Below are 19,221 nucleotides of genomic sequence, written 5' to 3' on the forward strand. Positions count from 1 at the left end.
TCCGGGCACTCGATCCGCCCGTGCTGCGGCATGGTCAAGGTTTGAACGAACAGGGTCGTCCGCGTCACCGAGGTCACGATATCCAACCCCAGCAGAGGGTAGCGCAGGTGATAGAAAACTCCGAGGAACAGGACCAGATCGAACATCTGCTTCAGAGACGTCAGCTCGTAGACATCCATCAATTGAAATTGAATCCGGCCCGCCAGCCCGAGCTTCTCGGCGGCGGCGCGGGCCAGCAAAGTCATCCCGACCTCATCCGCGCCCGGGTAGATGTGCACCGCATCCGCGACGCTCAGCCGCCGCGCTTCCTCGCCCAGCTCTGCCTGCTCGGCGATGTGTGGCCCGGTCGTGGCGGCATCCTCCTGGGCGAGAACCAGGGAATCCACAACCCCCGCCTCAACCAGTGACACGAGCCCCTTGTTCACTGCAAGGTTGCGTCTGCGCATGGCAGCGTGTCCCGCCACCAGTTCGAGCGGCAGCATCGCGCTGACTCGCGACAGCTCAGCGCGCTCCTGCTCGTCGAGCGTCTCGCGGCGATGGGTCAACTCGTTGCAGCGGGCCAGCGCCGGGCCGAGTTCCAACAGCTTGGGCGATGATACCGTTAGCCCCAGCCGCGGGATGACCGCGAACGCGTAGATGCGCAGCGCACGGAATCGGTCCTTGAGTTGGCGCAGCCGTTGGCCTCGCGCGACCGTCGTGTCTTCGGACACGTCGGTCGTCCTGGCCGCAATGAGCCCGCCATAGGCCAGCATGTCGCACGAAACGATGACGGCATCGGCATCGCCTGCGGCTTCTGCCAACCAGCGCCACAACGCCTCCGCGTCGCCCGGTCGCAGAAAGCGCCCGAGCAGCCGCCTCGGGGGTAGCAGCAAGCGAAGACCTCCCACCGCGGCGAGACGGCGGGGAAACTGAAGGTTGGGTGGCCGATCATCCAGCGGCAGCAGGGCAAACAGCGGGCGCTTGATCACGGAGCCAGCTCGTCAATGGCCGTTCTAAACCCGCGCGTGGCAGCTTCGAGCGGGGCAGGCTCGGTGCCGGTAACGATCGCGCCGATCATAATCCCGTTGATGCCGACGCCGACGATCCGGCCGACGTCGTGCGGTTCCAGGCGACGCTGACTCGGGAGGATAATGGGCGTCGGGACGGCCTGGGCCAAGCGCCGGTAGAGCGCGAGATCAGCCGCGGTTAGCGGGCGACCGTATTCGGCGTGCGGTATCACTGCGGCTTCGAGCACCTCCATGCCGATCCCCGCCAGGCCGGCCGCGGCCTCCACGCCATAGCTCGCATCTATGGCCATGACACGCGTCATACGCTCCATGTCGAGCAGCCACGAGGGGAAGTTGTGGGCGAACGTGTCAACGAAATCGAAGCCCATGTCGGCGAGGGCTGCGATCTCGTCGCCGCGCAGGGGATCGGCGACCCCGGGCACGATGCCCAGGGGCAGGTTCACCGCGTCGCGGACGGCTTCCAGCCGAGGTCGCTCTTCCTCGAGGGTGCCGAAATGCGTGCCGCTGGCGTCGTGGTGGACGTTGATGTGGGTTTTCAGGGCGTGAGCACCCCCCGCCTCCGCGGCCCGGGCGAGGTCCGCCGAGTTGTCGGGCAAGCTCACGATCAGTGTCGGCCCGTCGAGCAAGAGTTGGAGAGTTCGTTTCATGAGACAGCGACCCGGCGCCGGGTCGAGTCGCGTTGGTTGTCCTGCGCAGCTGCGCCGCAAGCTCGCCGGACGTGTCGCGTCCTCGGTCAGGGGCTCAGCGCGACCTGCGCCGGCGCTGGCCGCGGACGAGTTCCATGGCCACCGTCGTCGGCGGAACGTCCAGCAGTTGCGCAACCCGCTCGACTGCGCGCCCGACCTCGCGGCGAATGGTGTCGGGCTGCATGCCGTCCTCGGTCGCTTCCTTAGAGGTCTCGAGGATCCAGTCCAGGGCAGTAAGTAGGAACTCAGCGCGCGTGAGCGGATGCTGGCGGTTCGGCGTGCCGCCCCACGTATTGTGGATCTTGCGCCCCAGGAGGTCCCACGCGGTCACTCGCGGAGCCTCGGCGACGCGCACTCGCTCTTCCCCCTCGGCCTTCTCGGGAGCGGGTGCGGCTTCGCCCGTCGCGGCTGTGGACGGTGGCTCAGATCCGGCGCGGCGCCCTTCGCCCCGCTTGACCCATGCCCAGTCCTCCTCCGTCGTGCCCTCGATGAGCCGGTACTCTATCTCTTGCCCCGACACCTCGCGCATTGCCTCGACGATGCGATACCGGTTCGCCGGGATCTCGAGGTGGCCGGAGAGGTACTGGTCCTTGCCCGCCACGCCGACGACTAGCAGGTTCCCTTCCAGGGCTATCGGCACCGCCACGCGCATCGTCTGAAGCAGGCTGGTGAAGCTGTCCGAGCGCTCGAAGATGAGGTCGGCGGCCTCGCGCCACAGGCCTTGCGCATCGAGTTCGGCCATGGGATACTTGCGCGGCGGCAGCGTCGCGTCGTAACTGGAGCGCTTGGTGGGATCGGACAGGACCTCATAGGCCTCCTGAAGGCGGTCGAACTGCTGCCGCGCCTCGGCGCTGTCGCCGGCCGCGTCGGGGTGATGGCGCCGCACCAGATCGCGGTATGCCTGCTTGATCGCCTTCAGTGACGCATCCCGCTGGACGCCGAGCACCGTGTAATAGTCCGGCTGATCCTTCTTCATCCCGCTTTCACCGCATGCGATCCGCCGCGCTGATTTTCCGGGGCGGGCGCGGCTTCGCCCGCCAGCAACAGCGCTGCCAACTCGGCCATCGTCAGCAGGTCGAGCCGATTGTGCCTCATGATCGGCGCAATCAGGCTCGCATCCTGCGTGCGCACGAACTCATGATAGCGTTCCGGTATCAGCGCGCTCGGGATGTCCCCCGGGCGAGCCCTGCGGCACAGGTGCCGCTCCAGCGTTTGCAGGCGGCAATCCGGCAGGACGCCGCGCCACCTCCTGCGCGCCGGCCACAGCAGATCCACCAACTCCACTTCGAGCCGTCGCGACACCCGGTGATATGTCATCCGGTCGCGCAGGAAAGGCAGGTCAAAACACTTCCCGTTGAAGGTGACGAGTACCTGCAGGTCCTCCGTCGCTTCAGCGCAGTGCGCCAGCAGCGCCCGTTCCTGCGAATAGTCCGCCGCCAGGAACTGCGTGATGACCAGATCGTCTCCGCGCGGCCGCATCACTCCGATCAGGAAGATCGGACGCCCCATGAAGCCGGCGCTCTCGATGTCCAGCCATCCGATGCCTTCGAGGTCCGCCTCGACCAGCGGTTCCAGCCCGGCGGGCGCCTGCGGCAGCGACCACGCGCCGTCCAATGCCTGCCACAGGTTCCGCGCCACGACCTCGCCGTACGACCACACCTCGGACAGCGGCTTCTCCCAGACCAGCAATTGCCCGTGGCCGGTCGCCGCGACCTGCGCGTCCAGGGCCGAGACGACGTGCCTGGACTTCGCCTGCCGGGCAGGCGCTCGCCCACCCGCCGCAGGGGCGCGGTTGCGCTGGAGATGCGATATCTGCTGACGGAGTGCCGTGGTCATAACCGTCACCAGAATATTCGTCACTCCCCGGAGGAAGCCTTCTCGCCCGGCGGCGGGATACCGATGCGCCGCCGCTTGCCGGCCTTGCGCGCGCGCTCGGCGATCTTGCGCGTCACGGCCTCATCCGGCACATCATCGGAGGCGCGAGACGGCCCGGCGGATGACTGCGGACGCTGCGGCACATAAGGTTCCTCGCCCAGGAGCCGATGCAGGATCACCAGCGCGGCCTCCTTGTCGGGCATTGGGTAGCCTCCGCTTGTGTCGGGATCCCAATGCTGCGGCGGCTGAGTCACGGGCAGCCCGACGCACGACGGGCATCCCTGCTCGCACTCGCATTCGCGTATCAGCGCCAGGCACGCCCGCATCATCTCCTCGACCATCGCGAAGCCCTTCTCGGCAAACCCGAGGCCGCCCGGGTAACGATCGTAGAGGAATATCGTCGGCGTCCCCGTGTTGCTGCTGTCCACCAGGCCGCCGAGATCGGTGCGGTCGCACATCGCGAACAACGGCAAGACGTGAACCAGGACATTGCGGATGCCAACGAGTCCCTCGACGAACTTCCGCCCATGCCCGCGCACCTCCGCGATCGTCGCCGCGTCGGGGATGAGCCAGGTGGACACCGTGTCGAGGTGCTGTGGGGGCAGATCCAGCTTGCCGTAGCCGATGGAGTCAAGGGAGTAGAACTTGATCTTCTTGAACGCCGTCGTCGCCCAGGTGACCGTCGCCGGGCCGTGGCATATCCGCCAGCCGCGCCAGTCGCGCTGCTGCTCCGCTTCCCCCGCGCGAATGTGGGCGTCGAGGATCGCCTGCGTGTAGTAGTCCACAACCTGCGGCTCGACGTACGCCGCGCGCGCCTCGAGATCGAGGTCGCGCACGAAATACGTGTCGCCCTGATGCAGGTAAATGCCGCCGGGATAGACCAACTCCGGCGCGCTGATGGCATCCACCACGCCGATGACGCGGTTCTTGTCGGACGCGTCCATGATCGTGAAGGTATCGTCGGAGGACGTGCGCAGGTTGACCTGCGCCGCGGGGTAGTCTGTGCTCGCCCAGTACCAGTCGCCGTCAATGCGCTGCACGTGGCCGACATCCTGCAGAATATGGGCGATCGAGGAGGTCAGCTCGCCGAAGTAGCGCTCGTCGTCAACTTTCAACGGCAGTTCGAAGGCGGCGCACCGGAGGTGGCTGGCAAGCACGTATGCGTTCTCCGGATCAACCACCGCGTTCTCCGGCGAGCGGCCGAAGAAGTACTGGGGGTGGCGCATCAGATACTGGTCAATCGGATCGTTGTAGGCCACCAGGACCGCCAGGGCCTCCTCCGCTCCTCGCCCGGCTCTGCCCGCCTGCTGCCAGGTGCTGGCGATGGTGCCGGGGTAGCCGACGATGATGCTCGCATCGAGCGAGCCGACGTCAATCCCCAGCTCCAGCGCATTGGTGCTCGTCACCCCCATCAACTCACCGGAGAAGAGCTGACGCTCGATCTCGCGGCGTTCCTCGGGGAGATACCCCGCGCGATACGGGCGCAGCGCGTGCGCGAGCTTCGGTGAGCGGCGCTCGAGCGATTCCTGCGTGTAGCGGAACAGCAGCTCCGCCGCCACACGCGTCTTGGTGAAGGCAATGGTCTGCACGTGCTTGCGCATGAGCGCGACCAGAAGTTCCTTCGCCTCCTCATGGCTCGATCGCCGCTCCATGCGCGCGAGGTCAATGTGCGGCGGGTTCCACAGCAGGAACGTCTTCGGCCCGCGCGGTGAACCGTCCCGGTCCACGGCGACGACGGGCAGGCCGATCAAGCGCTCCGCAAGCTCGACGGGGTTGGCGATGGTCGCCGAGCAGCAGATGAACTGCGGGCGTGCGCCGTAGTGATCGCAGATGCGCCGCAGCCGCCGCAGCACGTTGGCGACGTGGGAGCCGAAGATGCCCCGGTAGGAGTGAATCTCGTCCACCACGACGTAGCGCAGGTCGGAGAAGAATCGCGCCCAGCGGCTGTGGTACGGGAGGACGCCTTGGTGCAGCATGTCCGGGTTGGTGAGGATGATATTCGCGTCGTTGCGCAGGCGGCGGCGTGTCGTGGCGGGCGTATCGCCGTCATACGTCCCGCACGCCAGGACGTCCTTGATGCGCGGCGCGCTCTCGCCGAAGCGCCGCAAGCCGCGAAGCTGGTCCTGAGCCAACGCCTTTGTGGGGAACAGATAGAACGCCTTCGCCTCGGGGTCGTCGAGCAGGCGCTCGAGCACGGGCAGATTGTAGCACAGCGTCTTGCCGCTCGCGGTCGAGGTGACGACGACGATGTTGTCACCGGCGCGCAGGCGTTCGATGGCCGCAACCTGGTGAATGTACAGGCGGTCAATGCCCTGGTCGGCGAGCGCCTGCCGCACTTCGGGGGGCAGGGGAGGGCTTAGCTCCGCGAACTGCGCCTCTCGCGCGGGCAACCGCTCGACGTGGGCGATGCGCGCCGCGTCGTCGGTCAGCGAGCGGAGGTACTCACCGAAATCCGTGACAGTACTGGTCATTTCCCATCGTGCGCTCGAGCCGCGAGCATGACGCGATACGCTCACTCGACCAGCACGAGCCCATAGTAGTTCTGCTCGCACTCGCGCGTGCGACACACCTCGATGGGGAAACTGTTGGTGCGGGCCGTCTTGTACACGTCTATCCCGGATGCCTCCATCGAAGGCCGGGCCTCGCGCGGGTGCACGCAGGATTCGAGGTCGCAGTCATCGCATAAGCGGCACGGCCCGGCGGCGATGCCGAAGGCCTTGTAGAATCCGTCGAGAAACGCTGCGCGCTCCAGCTTTGGTATGATCTCGCGCACCGAGCCCCACTGCCCCAGGTGGACGAGCAGGATCGTCGAGTACTCGTCGAGCAGCTTCCGCGTCGTCTCCGGTGTCGGCGAATGCGGCGGACAAGTCAGGCAGCCGCCCCACCCGCCGCAGCCGTACTGGCACTTCAGCCGCACCCACGTGCCGGTGAATACCGTATCCGGCCCGATCACTTTGACGTCCGCCGCGCCCCAGCGCTTGGCCAGGCGGCGGAGCCGCTCGAGTTTGGCTTCCTTCGTCGTCTGTCGCTTGCGCCGACTCTTCGCAGTAGGTGTCATCTCTCGCTCTCCGGCGATTGGTTTGCCATTCGAATTCGGCGCGCCAGCATCATGACCTGCCGAACGCCAGGAGTATTAGAACAAATGTTTCGCCCGGCGTCAAGAGCGTCGTGCCAACCCGCTCGCCGGGCTCTGTGCGTACAGCCGTTCTGAATGGAGGTGGCGGAAGCGTTCCCGTCGAACGTGCGCTCAACTGGAGGCTCAGCACGGTGAACCGCGCCCAAACTGCCGGCGCGCTCTATGTCGTCGGCACGCCCATCGGCAACCTCGAGGACGTCACGCTGCGGGCTCTGCGCGTCCTGCGCGAGGTTGACCTCATCGCCGCCGAGGACACCAGGGTCACGCGGAAGCTGCTCGCCCGCCACGATATTCACACCCCCGTCACCAGTTACCACGAGAATAGCCCCCCATCGAAGTTGCGGTCGCTCGTGAAGCGGCTTGGAGAAGGCGCGAGCATCGCGGTCGTGTCCGACGCCGGCATGCCGGGTATCAGCGATCCCGGGGCAGACCTCATCGCGGCATGTGTCGCAGCCGAGATACCGGTGGTTGCCATCCCCGGCCCGACGGCGCTGATGACGGCGCTCGTCCTGTCGGGGCTTCCGACTGATCGGGTCGTCTACCACGGGTTTCTCCCCAACCGGCGACAGGCGCGGCGCAAGGCGCTGGAGGAACTGCGCGAACGCACGGAAACGATGGTCTTCTACGAGGCGCCGCACCGGATCAAGGCATGCCTTGAGGACATGCACGAGATCCTCGGCGACCGGCGGGCGGCCGCCGCGCGTGAACTGACCAAGGTCTACGAGGAGGTGGTTCGTGGGCGGCTGTCGGATCTCTCCGAACGTTTCGCCACGCACCGGCCGCGCGGCGAGATCACGTTGATCATCGAAGGTGCCGCACAAGGCGGCTCCGAGAGCGCGCCGCCCGTCGAAGACGCGGTGACGGCGGTGCGTCAGTTGGTGCGGGAGGGGACGTCGCTGCGCGACGCCACGCGGATTGTGGCGGAATCAACGGGTCAGTCGCGGCGCACGCTCTACCAAGCGGCGCTGGATGCTGACGTGACTCGACGGATCGAGAATGACTGAACGCAAACGCCGATCAACAACGGCCAGGCCTCGCGCCAATCGTCTTGACGGCAAGACCTGGACGCGCAACTCGATCAGCGTGTGGAGCGACCTCCGCAAGACGCCGGAGGAACTACGACTCAAGCACCCCGCACTGTTTCCCGCCGCGCTGGCGAGCCGGATTATCGAGTGCTTCGCTGCGCCCGGTGACAAGGTCGTGCTCGACCCCTTCGCCGGCCTCGGCTCGACCATCATCGCCGCCGCGCAGGCGGGGTTGGAGGGGGTCGGCGTTGAGTTGAACCGCGACTTCGCAGATGTCGCTCTGCAACGGCTGGCCGCGGTCGTCGGGGAGGATGGCCCGGCCCCGTTGCTTCACGTCGCCGATGCGCGCAAGTTGCCGCAGTACGTGGAGCCGGAGTCGGTTGATCTCGTTATCACCTCGCCTCCGTACTGGGATATCCTGACGCGCCGGCGCAGCGCGGACCGCAAGGCCATTCGCAACTACGGCAAGGCGGCGGCCGACATCGGCCGCATCACCGCCTATGAGGATTTCCTCGACGCGTTGCAGGAGGTCTTCGCGCAGGTCTTTGCCGCGCTGCGGCCCGGCAAGTACTGCGTGCCGATCGTGATGGATCTCCGCAAGCACGGCCGGTTCTATCCCTTCCACGCCGACCTCTCCGAGCGCCTCGAGTCCATCGGTTTCATCTACGACGACATGATCATCTGGGACCGGCGTCAGGAATACAACAACCTCCGCCCCCTCGGTTATCCCTCGGTGTTCCGCGTCAACAAGGTGCACGAGTTCGTCCTCATCTTCCGCAAGCCGGCGGCGCAGCGCGCCGCGGATTAGCGCGGAAAACGTGAACCGTGTGGTGCGAGCGTGCCCGCGCCCGCCGATCCACAACCTTACGGCTTCGCCGCGCTTCTGCTATAATGCGCCAAACCAACCGATGGAGGTCACCCTTGCCGTATCGTGTCACCCTCATCCCCGGCGACGGCACCGGCCCCGAGCTGATCGAGCAGGCCCGCCGCGCCATCGAAGCGACCGGCGCGCAGATGGAATGGGAGGTCGTCGAGGCCGGCGCCGACGTCATGGACAAATACGGCACTCCGCTGCCGGACCAGGTCCTCGAATCCATCGGACGCACCGGCGTCGCCCTCAAGGGCCCGGTGACGACTCCGATCGGCACCGGCTTCCGCTCCGTCAACGTCGCGCTGCGCCAGCGGCTGAATCTCTACGCTTGCGTGCGGCCGTGCAAGTATTACCCCGGCATCCGCTCGCATTATCGCGACGTGGATCTCGTCGTCGTGCGCGAGAACACCGAAGACCTCTACGCCGGAGTGGAGTTCGACCTCGGCTCGGACGCGGCGAAGCAGATCATCGAGATGTCGGGCGGGAAGATCGCGCCGGACTCGGCGATCTCGATCAAGCCGATCTCGGAAACTGGCAGCAGGCGCATCGTTAGGTTTGCTTTCGACTACGCGGTTGTCAATCATCGGCGCAAGGTCACGGCCGTGACCAAGGCTAACATCATGAAGTTCAGCGACGGGCTGTTCTTCCGCGTCGCGCGCGAGGTCGCGGCAGAATACGAGGGCAAGGTCGAGTACGAAGAGCGGTTGATCGATAACATGTGCATGCAGTTGGTGCAGAAGCCGGAGCTGTACGACGTGCTTGTGCTGCCGAATCTATACGGCGACATCGTGTCCGACCTCGCGGCGGGGCTAGTGGGCGGCCTGGGGGTTGCCCCCGGCGCGAATATCGGCGACCGAGCGGTGGTGTTCGAGGCAATTCACGGCTCGGCGCCCAAGTACAAGGGGATGAACAAGGTCAACCCGACCGCGCTGATACTGTGCGGTGCGATGCTGCTGCGGCACCTCGGCGAGATGGGTGCTGCGGAGCGGCTCGAGGCCGCAACCGCCGCCGTTATCGCCGAGGGCACGGACGTCACCTACGACATGAAGCCGGATCGCGACGATCCGACGGCCGTCGGGACAAAGGAAATGACGGACGCGATCATCGCGCGGCTGTAGCGTCGGGCAGCGGCAAGCGGGAAATCGGATCAGGGAGCGGACGGCGCGATGGCCAGTGGCAGTGTGAGCGCGGTGCAGCACCTCGGCCGGGCAAGTGCGCCAACGCTGTGGGCATTCGTTGGGGTTGGGGCGGCAGTCAACGTCCGTGCCGTCTGCCGCTGGTTTCCCGCGTCATTCACCGGAGGTGGCCATGAGTAAGGCGAGGCGAGCGGGTGCCGCGATCGTCCTGGCAGTGCTGGGTGTCGCCATGGCGGCCGGCCCGGCCTGCGCCCTCGACCGGCCATGGGTCAGCGACGTCTTCTTCTACTGGTACGACTGGGACGACGAGCAGCAGTGGGGCGACTGGGGCACCGGAGGCGTTTACTACACGCCGCTCGCCGGCTACTACGACTCGGGGAAACTCGAGACCAACCGCAGCCAGATCCAGACCGCCGCCGAATGGGGCATGACCCATCACTTCATGGACTACTGGGATCCGAGCTGGCAAGGCGAGGGCGGCGTCCCGCGCGACCGGATCCTGATGCAGGCGGCGGAGCAGGTACGGGGTGCCGGGTACCAGGCCTCCATGGGCTACTACCAGGACGGCACCAACTTCGAAATGCGCGACTTCGCGCTCAATGTCTCAGAGCAGCGCGACGTCCATCACTGGCTCGAGAACTACGCTCCGTTCGAGGCATGGCCGCGGCTCAACGGCTATCCGTTTCAGCTCGTATACGGGCGCAACGGCGCGCCGGAAACCACCATTGACCACGAGGGCTTCCGCGACTTCCTCGCCCGCCGCTATGCAGGCCTCGATGCGCTAAACGCCGCCTGGGGCACGCAGTACGAGTCGTTCGATGACATCGAGATGGCGTTTGATGTCCGCGGCCCGCAGCGCGCCGACTCAGTGGGCTACCAGTACCTGCTGTGGGAGCGGGAATGGGCCAAGCTCAACAATCTCGTGCGCGAGGAATTCGGCTACCCTGGAATCAAGGCGTCCTTCGATGTCGGCTATGCGCCCTTCCGCGGGTTCGGGTTCTGCGATTTCGCTCGCGTGTTTGGCGGCCCTCACTCCTACGCCGGCATCTTCGGCCCGCCCCACGGCCAGGACGTCGAGCGCTTCATCCAGTCCATCGTCGCCAAGCGCTACGACACGGTCTTCTTCGATCACCTCAAGGGTTACTATTGCGACTGGAACACCCTGGGCCGCATCCCCGGCATGCAGTACCCCGCCGAGCCTTTCACCTACGACCGCTTCTGGGTAGGCGACCTGATGCGGTACAACGAAGCGGTGCTGCATCTGTCGTGGAACGAGTGGTGGGAGGGTTCGAACCTCGAGCCGTCGCTGGAGCTGGGCAAGCAGTACTGCGAGCAGAACCTGTTCTACTCGACGCTAATGCAGGCGTGCTTCCCAAGCCTGCGCGATTTCGGCAAGGGCGCCTCAGTGGCGGTTCTGCTCAACGACTGGGCGTTCAAATGCGGCAGCCCCCACGTCAGCGAGATCTACACGGTGATTCAGGAACTGCGGCGCTCGATGGTGCCGTTCGACCTGCTGGTGGACGATCTCATCGCGCCGTCGGCGCTGCGGCGGTTCGACTTGATCTTCGCTCCCGCGGCGCGCGTCGGCTTCGGCAGAAACGCGCACGGCGATGCGATCGCCCCCATCCTGGTGCAGTGGCTCAACAGCGACGCGCGCCATCGCCTCGTCGCATCGGACTGCCGGGAACTGCGGGAGTTGCTGGGCCTGGCGGTTCAGCCGTCCGCGGACAGCGAGCGCCCCGGGGCGGACCTCTCCGTGTTTGTGGAGGTCGGCGAACCGGGTGACGAGCGCTACCTGTCGTCCGGCTTCGGTGGTCGCGAGGATTGGTCGGAACTCCCCGAGGGCGCCTACGGGAAGACCGAGGAGACCTACACGGTGCGGTGGACGCCGGCGGACGCGCGAAGCCTGCGCTTCGTCCTCCCCGTGTCGCCGAACCGCAACCACATCATGCGGTTCTCCGGGAACGCGATGTGGCCCAGCGAGGTCGTAGTGCGCGTGGACGGCGAGGAGGTCGACCGCGTGCAACTCCAGGAGGGAACGCACGACTATCGCGCGCACGTGCCACGAGCAGTTATCGGCCCGCATGACTTCATCGCTGTCGAGCTGTTCTTCGCGGCACCGCTGATTCCGCGCGAGGTGGATCCAGAGCGCTTCCCGGACGAGGGCCGCGCCTGCAACCTCGCGCTCGACTGGATCCAGATCTCGACCGCCAACCTGGAGTTCTCTCGCGAGCAGTTCTACGAGCCGCCGTCCCCGCTGATAGACTTCAACAGCCCACTCTACGGCCCGCTTGCGGGGCAGTCGCGCGACGCGTTCGTCGCGCGGCGCGATTCCCTCACCGCGCCGGGAGCCGAAGTCACCGCCCGCTATCGCGCCGGGGGCGTGGCGCGCGACCTCCTGCTGCGCGACAGAAGAGTCTTCTACGTCAACGGTCAGATGGATGACGCAGCCCCCGAGGAATGGATGGCGGCGGTGCTTGAGCGCTGGGCCGGTGCGCGGGCAGCCACGCGGGTGAGCGGCGATTCCGTCATCGGCGCCGCGCTGCGCGCCGAGAACACGGTGATACTGCTCGCTTACAACTACGACCCAGCGCGGAACCGACTCGTCGAGTTCGCCGTGGAATCTCTCGGCCGCCCCGTGTCGCGGGTAACCGCATTGAGACGGGACGGCGAGGAATACGCGCCGATCTCGTGGTCTCGCCAGGGCGACCGCGTGTTGTTCAGCGACAGGCTGCGCTACTGCGGCGTGTACGAGGTGGTTTTCGCGCCGGCGAAGGTCGAAGTCGAGCGCGTCACACTGCACCCGGGCGAAGAGGGCCGGCTGCCGGTGCTCATCACGGCCGCCTCCGATGCGCAAACCGGGACCTTGGCGCTCGTCTCGCCCGTGCCGAGCATCGCGATGCAAGGCGCCCCGGTGCCGTTCCAGGTCCGCCCCGGCGAGACGGCCCGAGTTCGCCTGCCGGTCGTCGTACGTGACGACGCGGACTGGGGCCAGAAGACGGTCGCGGTTCGCGTCGAGACCGCGCACGGGGCGGCGCTCATCTTCAGGCCGCTCCACATCGAGCCCAATCCCAACATCGAGCCATCACCGGCCGTGCTCGATGGTCGGCGGCCGCGGCTGACACTGGTGAACACTCCGCCGCCCGGCGCCGAACGGTGCGCGACCGCGACCGGTGTCACGGTTGAGGTCGAGGGTCAGCAAGTGAGCTTCGGCGCCGTCGCGGCAGGCGCCCAGGTCACGCGCGCCCTGCCGATTACGCAGCCGTTCGCCGGTCGCCCACGGCTCGCGAAGATCCGCGCGACTGTCCGCTACGCCTTGTGGGGCAAGCAGGTTAGCCAGGAACACGAACTCGACTTGGGTGTTGTCCCGGCCGAGTCCTCAGGCCCGAGTCAGGCCTTGGCGGCCGTCCACGTTTTCAACGCGGCCGAGCAGCCGCTGGAGAATCATCCGGTGGTGGTGCAGCTCCCCGTATCCCTCAGCGCGCTGGCGGATCGGCTCTACGTCATGGATGACGCGGGACGGTCGCTGCCTTCGCAGGTTGATTCCGGCGCGGAGCTTGCGTTTATCGGCCGCATCCCGGCGAGGTCGGGCGCGACGTTCTATTTGTCGTTGGCGTCGAACGAGGCGGAACGCCCCGGCGCCGGCGGCAGCGCCGCGCTGATGGTCGAGCCACTGTCGCGCTTGACCGGAACGGTGCGCCTCGCGAACTCGCGCCTGTCCGCCGTGATCTCGGCCCCGCACGGAGGCACCCTCGTCAGTCTTCGATCGCAGGCGACCGGCCGCGAGTATGCGGCGGAATCCCTCGGCGCGGCGTACGGGAAGTGGTCCGCGCCAGTGGACCTGACATCGCCTGCGCGACAGCCGCAGGGCCTGATCGCGGAGGAGCGCGTCCGCCAGGCGGACCGACCGGCCGAAGTGAGCCTGCTCAGCTCCGGCCCCGTGCGCGCCGTTGTGCGCGTGGCGTGGGAGGACGAGCACGTCCGCTGTCGGCAGACCTACGAACTCCGCGCTTTTCAGCCCTACCTGCATTTCCGCAGTGAGGTGACGCCCAAGGATAGCTTCGCCGCGCAGGAGTTGGTGCTGCTCGACGGGCGCTTCAATGCGGCCGGGCTGACCAAGATCTACCCGGGTTTCAGCGGCATGCTCGGCGAGTTCCAGAGCGAGCATCCCCACTTCGGCTGGCGTGAGGGGCCGCACGTACCTGAAGTGGCGACGATGATGGACTTGCCGGACTCACCTGAGAGCATCTCGCTCGTGTTCACGGAAACCGCTGGCGCAGACTGGTGGCGACAGGGCTTCTGGCCCGAAAACCGCCCGGAGCCCGGGCCTTGCAAGTTCGCGTGGTGCGAACTCGTATCCACTACCGGTGGGGCAGGGGAGGCTGATGGCTACGTGCTGTTGCACGACGGACATCAGGCGATAGCCGAAGCGTTCCGCCGCGGCCTGGAGCGCCCGCCGCTGGTGGTGGTAGTCGAAGTGTCGCGCGAGCGGAAGCAGCTCTCGGAATCGCCGGCGCCCAAGCTGCCCGCCGATTGGTGGAGTCCGCACTGGCGCGTGCGGTTGCCCGTGCGAGTCAAAGTCGCGGCCGACGCTCGCCTGCCGGCGGTCGCGGCGGTGCGGTTCGACCCGTTTGAGGCGCTGCGCACTTCGGGCATCGCGGGTCAACTCGATACGAACTCGGTTCGGGTAGTCGAACGCGGCGCGGAGGGGCAAGCCGAGGCCGAGTTGCCGGCGGTCGTCTCGCGCGCCGATGAGGAAGTCATCGTGTCGTGGCAGGTGCTGCCATCGGCCCCATGGCGAGGTGAGCGCGTCTACCACATCTACTTCGACACTCTCGCAAACGGCCCGCGCGCCCCGCACCATCGACGGGCTGCGGCGCTGTTGCCCGTGCTCGCCGATCCTTCGATGGAAGAAGAAGAGCGCTGTTGGGCTCTCGAAGGGACGGCGGCATGGGAGCGCGGCGATGCCCACAGCGGGCGCGTCGCCGCGCGCTTGGAGTCGCAGGAACCGACCGGCGTCGGTCTCGTCAGCGTGCCGAACTTCCCTGCCGCGTCCGCCTCGGAGTATCTGGTGACCTTCTGGGCCAAGGTGCTTGATGGTGCGGGTGCGCTGCACGCCAACTTCTTCGCGGGCTTGGCGTACGACTTCACCCAGCAGCAAGTTGCCGTACCCACGGACGGGCAATGGCACCGCGTATCCGTCGTCGCCCCAACGGGCGATTTGCCGCCCGGTGTGCGACCGGCGCTGAGAATCTGGACCATCGGCATCAACCAGGCGGTGTTGGTTGACGACGTAACCGTCCAGGATCTCCAGCGCGCGGGGGCGATCGAGGTCGAGATGGACAAGCTCGAGGTACTGTAGCGTTCCCCCCGCTCCACCTCGTCCGCGGTCAATACGGCCAGAACACGTAGGTCTTCGTCTTCAGGGCAATGCCGATCAGGCTCCACACGCCCCCGGCGGCGTGCTCCCCCAGGATCAGGCCGAGGAAGAACGGCAGCGCCTGGCGGTACAGCCGCAGGCCACCGTAGCGCAGCAGGAACAGCTTGATCACCCACGCGATGAACAGCGGCATCCACAGCAGGTTCATCGACCAGCTGCTCGACACGGCATACCCCACGGGGTGAAACGGCCACCAGATCCAGCGCATGCGCACGGTGAGCAAGAGCATGGAGAACCCGATGCCGATCAAAGTCGCGGTTGCAGCGCCCGAACTGGGCTTCACCGGCTCGGTGAGCCAGGCCCCCAGCCGCTGCCACGGCTCGCCGCCGAAGGCGCGCGCCGCCGGCCCGACATACGCCGTGCCCATCCCGTAGGTGTATCCGATGTGGACCATGCCCCAGAAGGCGGCGACAATGCCAACCACTGCGGCCGCGAGCAGCACCCAGAACATGCGCCGCTGGCCAAGGTTGCGCTGCTCCGCGATCTTGAACGCCTCCAACTGATGCGGCATCGGGTGGCTACGGTAGGCGCGGTTCATCCAGTAGTAGAGCGAGAACATGCTCACGGTTCGCGGCCCCAGCGCCTGACTGCCGAAGACATTCGTGAGGATGACATCCGGACCTGCCGCGTGCAAGTCATGGGCCGGCGGGCCAAGTTCGGCGCGCATGCGCGTGATCGCTAGGGACAGCAGGAAGTAGATCGCGAAGAAAGCGCACGCTATCCACACCGGCATCCCGGCGTAGCGCGTGAAGGCGATGATCGCGCCCAGCGAGAGGATCACCCCCCACACCGCCCATCGGTAGCCGATAGGTTCGCGTTCCTGCTGCAGGCCCGGTGTGCGCACGAACGCGGAGCGGAACACCCGAGCGAGGTACCGTCGGGCGACCCACAGCGAGAAGAGAATCAGCCCAATGTACCCGCCGAATGACTGCTCCTGCACGTACGGGAAGCGCGGGTCGCCCTCCCAGGCCATGGCGACGGTCCCCACAAGCTGTGCTTGCCAGAACCAGTAGAAGAACCAGCACGAGAACAGCAGGTCGAGCGGCAGCAAGTAGCCGAGGCCGACGGCGAAGGGATAGTACCCCCCGCGAACGCCGCCGAGCACGGTCCACGGCCAGGCCGTGAAGAACCGACCGATGTTGATCGCCCGCACTTCGAAGCTCGGGATGGATGGGTACAGGAAGCCCAGGCCGTTGACAGTGTCGAGCAGAGCCGCGATGGCGAACCCCGCCCAGAACAGCTTGCTGCGCCACACATGAAAGCGCGGGTTGGTGATATCGAGGGGGATCTGGACGATGGGATAGGACAGCCGCTCATGCTCGGTCCACTGGCGCCGCAGAATCACGTTGAAGCACAGCATCGCGAACACGAGGGTCAAGATGAATCCGCTCCACACCGCGAACGGCACCGCCCAGCCAAGCAGGTGCGACCGCGTGTAGAGACTCGAGTGGCCCTCGAAGAACCCGGTCAGGACCCGCTCGTCCTTCACTACCAGGTAGTCCGGGAGAAATCGAGAGAACAGCTCCTCCCATCGGTTCTCGGGCGTCGCATACCACGCGCTCCAGCCCATCGCAGGGACGAGGATCTCGATCTGGTCGTGCCCGGCGAGCGAGCTGGCGATGGCGAGGATCACGTACACCACCAGGAACTCGCTGTGCTCCAGCGCCCACGCCGGCCGCAGCTTGCGCACCACCCAGTTGAGCACGAGCATGACGAGCAGCGTGAAGATGACGTTGAAATACAGCGCGATGGTCGTGGGCTGGGCGGAATACCACACGATCTCCATCTGCTGCACCCAGTAGCAATTCAAGGGCGCGAGCAGGAGGCCGATGATGACCGCCCGCGCGGTAATGCCGCGACCACGCGCGGGTGCCGAGCCGGGGCGTTCGGTAAAGGACACGGCGGGGCGAACCATGAGCCTGGTAATTAGTCGCGCGCGGGCAGAACACCTCCCGCGGCGCGCCTCGGCCCAGCCGCCGGGTGGGTCAGTACGCCCAGAACACGTAGGTCTTCGTCTTCAGCGCAATGCCGATCAGGCTCCATGCGCCTCCCGCCGCATGCTCCCCGAGGATGAGCCCGAGGAAGAAGGGCAGTGCCTGGCGGTACAGCCGCAGGCCGCCGTAGCGCAGCAGGAACAGCTTGATCACCCACGCGATGAACAAGGGCATCCACAGCAGGTTCATCGACCAGCTGCTCGACACGGCATACCCGACGGGGTGGAACGGCCACCAGATCCAGCGCATGCGGACGGTGAGGAGGAGTATCGAGAAGGCGATCCCGATGAGAGTCGCGGTTCCGGCGCCGGAACTCGGTTTTACGGGTTCTGTCAGCCAGGCGCCCAGCCGCTGCCACGGCTCCCGCCCAAACGCCGCCGCGGCAAGCCCGACGTTGGCGGTGCCCATGCCGTAGGCGTAGCCGATATGGATCATGCCCCAGAAGGCGCAAATGATCCCGACCACGGCCGCTGCGACGAGCACTGCGAACATGCGCCGCTGGCCCAGGTTGCGCTGCTCCGCGATCTTGAACGCCTCGAGTTGGTGCGGCATCGGGTGGCTGCGGTAGGCGCGGTTCATCCAGTAGTAGAGCGAGAACATCGTCACCGCGCGCGGCCCCAGCGCCTGACTGCCGAAGACGTTCGTGAGGATGACATCGGGACCGGCCGCGTGCAGGTCATGGGCCGGCGGGCCGAGTTCGGCGCGCATGCGCGTGATCGCCAGAGACAGCAGGAAGTAGATCGCGAAGAAAGCGCACGCTATCCACACCGGCATCCCGGCGTAGCGCGTGAAAGCGATGATCGCGACGAGCGCGAGGATGAGGCCCCACACCGCCCAGCGATAGCCGATGGGCTCGCGCTCGTCCTCCAAGTCGGACGAACGGATGAACGCGCAGCGGAATACCCGCGCGAGGTACCGCCTTGCGACCCACAGCGAGAAGAGAATCAGCCCGATATACCCGCCGAACGACTGCTCCGGGACGTACGGGAAGCGCGGATCACCCTCCCACGCCATCGCCAGGGTAGCGACCCTCTGCGCGTGCCAGAACCAGTAGAAGAACCAACACGAGAAGAGCAGGTCGAGGGGGAGCAGATAGCCGAGCCCGATGGCGAACGGATAGATCCCTCCGCGGGCGCCCTGCAGTGCGTACCACGGCCATCCCGTGAAGAAGCGCCCGACGTTAAGCGCGCGCACTTCGAACATCGGAATGGCCGGATAGAGAAAGCCGAGGCCGTTTATCGTATCGAGGCCGGCGGCCATGGCGAATGCGGCCCAAAAGAGCTTGCTGCGCCACAGATCGAAGCGCGGATCAGTGATGTCAAGCGGAATCTGGACAATCGGATACGAGAGCTTCTCGTGCTCGGTCCACTGCCGTCGCAGAATCGCGTTGATGCAGAGCATGGCGAGGATCAGGGTCAGGATGAACCCGCTCCACACCGCGACCGGCACGGCCCATGCAAGCAGGTGCGGGCGCGTATAGAGCGTCGAGTTGCCCTCGAAGAACCCGCGGAGGGCCGTTTCATCCTGAACCACGAGGTACTTCGGGGTGAAGCGGGAGAACAGCTCCTCCCATCGGTTCTCGGGTGTCGCGTACCACGTGCTCCAGCCCATCGCGGGGACGAGGATTTGAAGCTGATCGTGTCCGGCGAGCGAGCACGCGATGGCGAGGATCACGTAGACCACGAGGAACTCGCTGTGCTGCAATGCCCAGGCGGGGCGCAGCTTGCTCAGCAGCCAATTGGCCGCCAGCATGACAAGTAAGGTGAAGACCACGTTGAAATAAAGCGCGATGCTGGTGGGATGTCCGGCGTACCAGACGATCTCCATCTGCTGCACCCAGTAGCAGTTCAGGGGTGCGAGCAGAAGGCCGATGACGACTGCGCGGAACGTGATTCCGCGGCCGGAGGCGCGCGCTGAATCGGCGCGCGCGCCACTCGGGGGAGCACTGGGCATGGGCCAGTTATTGTGTGCACCCCCGCGGATTCCCTTTCGTTGGCCGTCCGCAGCCCCAGAGCGCCCCTTCGCCAACGCAGTGAAGGAGAATCAGGGCT

General features: G+C 66.4%; 12 protein-coding genes. 4 read left to right on the forward strand and 8 right to left on the reverse strand.

Going from position 1 to position 19,221, the window contains the following annotated elements; genetic code table 11:
* The 6 genes from JSV65_16045 to JSV65_16070 all read right to left on the reverse strand — a co-directional run.
* Window positions 1–968 (reverse strand): DUF4127 family protein (locus JSV65_16045; protein UCH34046.1); only part of this gene is annotated, 968 nt, incomplete at its 3' end.
* On the reverse strand, window positions 965–1,654 hold the full coding sequence (locus JSV65_16050) for a hypothetical protein (GenBank protein UCH34047.1): 690 nt from the start codon (window positions 1,652–1,654) through the stop codon (window positions 965–967). The genes JSV65_16045 and JSV65_16050, both read right to left, overlap by 4 nt.
* Window positions 1,655–1,748: 94 nt before the next feature.
* On the reverse strand, window positions 1,749–2,669 hold the full coding sequence (locus tag JSV65_16055) for a J domain-containing protein (protein ID UCH34048.1): 921 nt from the start codon (window positions 2,667–2,669) through the stop codon (window positions 1,749–1,751).
* Window positions 2,666–3,529, reverse strand: a complete 864-nt coding sequence (locus JSV65_16060; GenBank protein ID UCH34049.1) for a ribonuclease H-like domain-containing protein — start codon at window positions 3,527–3,529, stop codon at window positions 2,666–2,668. Before JSV65_16060 ends, JSV65_16055 begins: the two co-directional genes overlap by 4 nt.
* A 20-nt stretch (window positions 3,530–3,549) precedes the next feature.
* Window positions 3,550–6,039, reverse strand: a complete 2,490-nt coding sequence (locus JSV65_16065) for a DEAD/DEAH box helicase (protein ID UCH34050.1) — start codon at window positions 6,037–6,039, stop codon at window positions 3,550–3,552.
* A gap of 41 nt (window positions 6,040–6,080) precedes the next feature.
* Entirely contained in the window at window positions 6,081–6,626 is a 546-nt protein-coding gene (locus JSV65_16070; GenBank protein UCH34051.1) for a DUF2284 domain-containing protein, read from the reverse strand.
* Window positions 6,627–6,835: 209 nt separating this feature from the next.
* On the opposite strand from JSV65_16070, the gene rsmI reads away from it, so the two are divergent.
* The 4 genes from rsmI to JSV65_16090 all read left to right on the forward strand — a co-directional run bounded on the left by rsmI (window position 6,836) and on the right by JSV65_16090 (window position 15,098).
* Window positions 6,836–7,708, forward strand: a complete 873-nt coding sequence (gene rsmI / locus JSV65_16075) for a 16S rRNA (cytidine(1402)-2'-O)-methyltransferase (protein ID UCH34052.1) — start codon at window positions 6,836–6,838, stop codon at window positions 7,706–7,708.
* On the forward strand, window positions 7,701–8,537 hold the full coding sequence (locus tag JSV65_16080; protein UCH34053.1) for a site-specific DNA-methyltransferase: 837 nt from the start codon (window positions 7,701–7,703) through the stop codon (window positions 8,535–8,537). Before rsmI ends, JSV65_16080 begins: the two co-directional genes overlap by 8 nt.
* Window positions 8,538–8,650: 113 nt before the next feature.
* Window positions 8,651–9,718 (forward strand): isocitrate/isopropylmalate dehydrogenase family protein, encoded by a 1,068-nt coding sequence (locus tag JSV65_16085; protein UCH34054.1) that lies wholly within the window; start codon window positions 8,651–8,653, stop codon window positions 9,716–9,718.
* Between the two features lie 190 nt (window positions 9,719–9,908).
* Window positions 9,909–15,098 (forward strand): hypothetical protein, encoded by a 5,190-nt coding sequence (locus JSV65_16090; GenBank protein UCH34055.1) that lies wholly within the window; start codon window positions 9,909–9,911, stop codon window positions 15,096–15,098.
* Window positions 15,099–15,126: 28 nt separating this feature from the next.
* On the opposite strand, the gene JSV65_16095 is transcribed toward JSV65_16090, so the two are convergent.
* On the reverse strand, window positions 15,127–17,076 hold the full coding sequence (locus JSV65_16095) for a hypothetical protein (protein UCH34056.1): 1,950 nt from the start codon (window positions 17,074–17,076) through the stop codon (window positions 15,127–15,129).
* Between the two features lie 85 nt (window positions 17,077–17,161).
* Window positions 17,162–19,123, reverse strand: coding sequence for a hypothetical protein (locus JSV65_16100; GenBank protein ID UCH34057.1), 1,962 nt, complete (start codon window positions 19,121–19,123; stop codon window positions 17,162–17,164).
* Between the last annotated feature and the right edge of the window lie 98 nt (window positions 19,124–19,221).

This window comes from Armatimonadota bacterium (genome assembly GCA_020354555.1).
In the GTDB taxonomy this organism is placed as follows: domain Bacteria; phylum Armatimonadota; class Hebobacteria.

Coding starts and splice junctions, on each gene's coding strand:
- JSV65_16050 (UCH34047.1), bottom strand. CDS start 1,654: ATGAAACGAACTCTCCAACTCTTGCTCGACGGGCCGACACTGATCGTG.
- JSV65_16055 (UCH34048.1), bottom strand. CDS start 2,669: ATGAAGAAGGATCAGCCGGACTATTACACGGTGCTCGGCGTCCAGCGG.
- JSV65_16060 (UCH34049.1), bottom strand. CDS start 3,529: ATGACCACGGCACTCCGTCAGCAGATATCGCATCTCCAGCGCAACCGC.
- JSV65_16065 (UCH34050.1), bottom strand. CDS start 6,039: ATGACCAGTACTGTCACGGATTTCGGTGAGTACCTCCGCTCGCTGACC.
- JSV65_16070 (UCH34051.1), bottom strand. CDS start 6,626: ATGACACCTACTGCGAAGAGTCGGCGCAAGCGACAGACGACGAAGGAA.
- JSV65_16080 (UCH34053.1), top strand. CDS start 7,701: ATGACTGAACGCAAACGCCGATCAACAACGGCCAGGCCTCGCGCCAAT.
- JSV65_16090 (UCH34055.1), top strand. CDS start 9,909: ATGAGTAAGGCGAGGCGAGCGGGTGCCGCGATCGTCCTGGCAGTGCTG.
- JSV65_16100 (UCH34057.1), bottom strand. CDS start 19,123: ATGCCCAGTGCTCCCCCGAGTGGCGCGCGCGCCGATTCAGCGCGCGCC.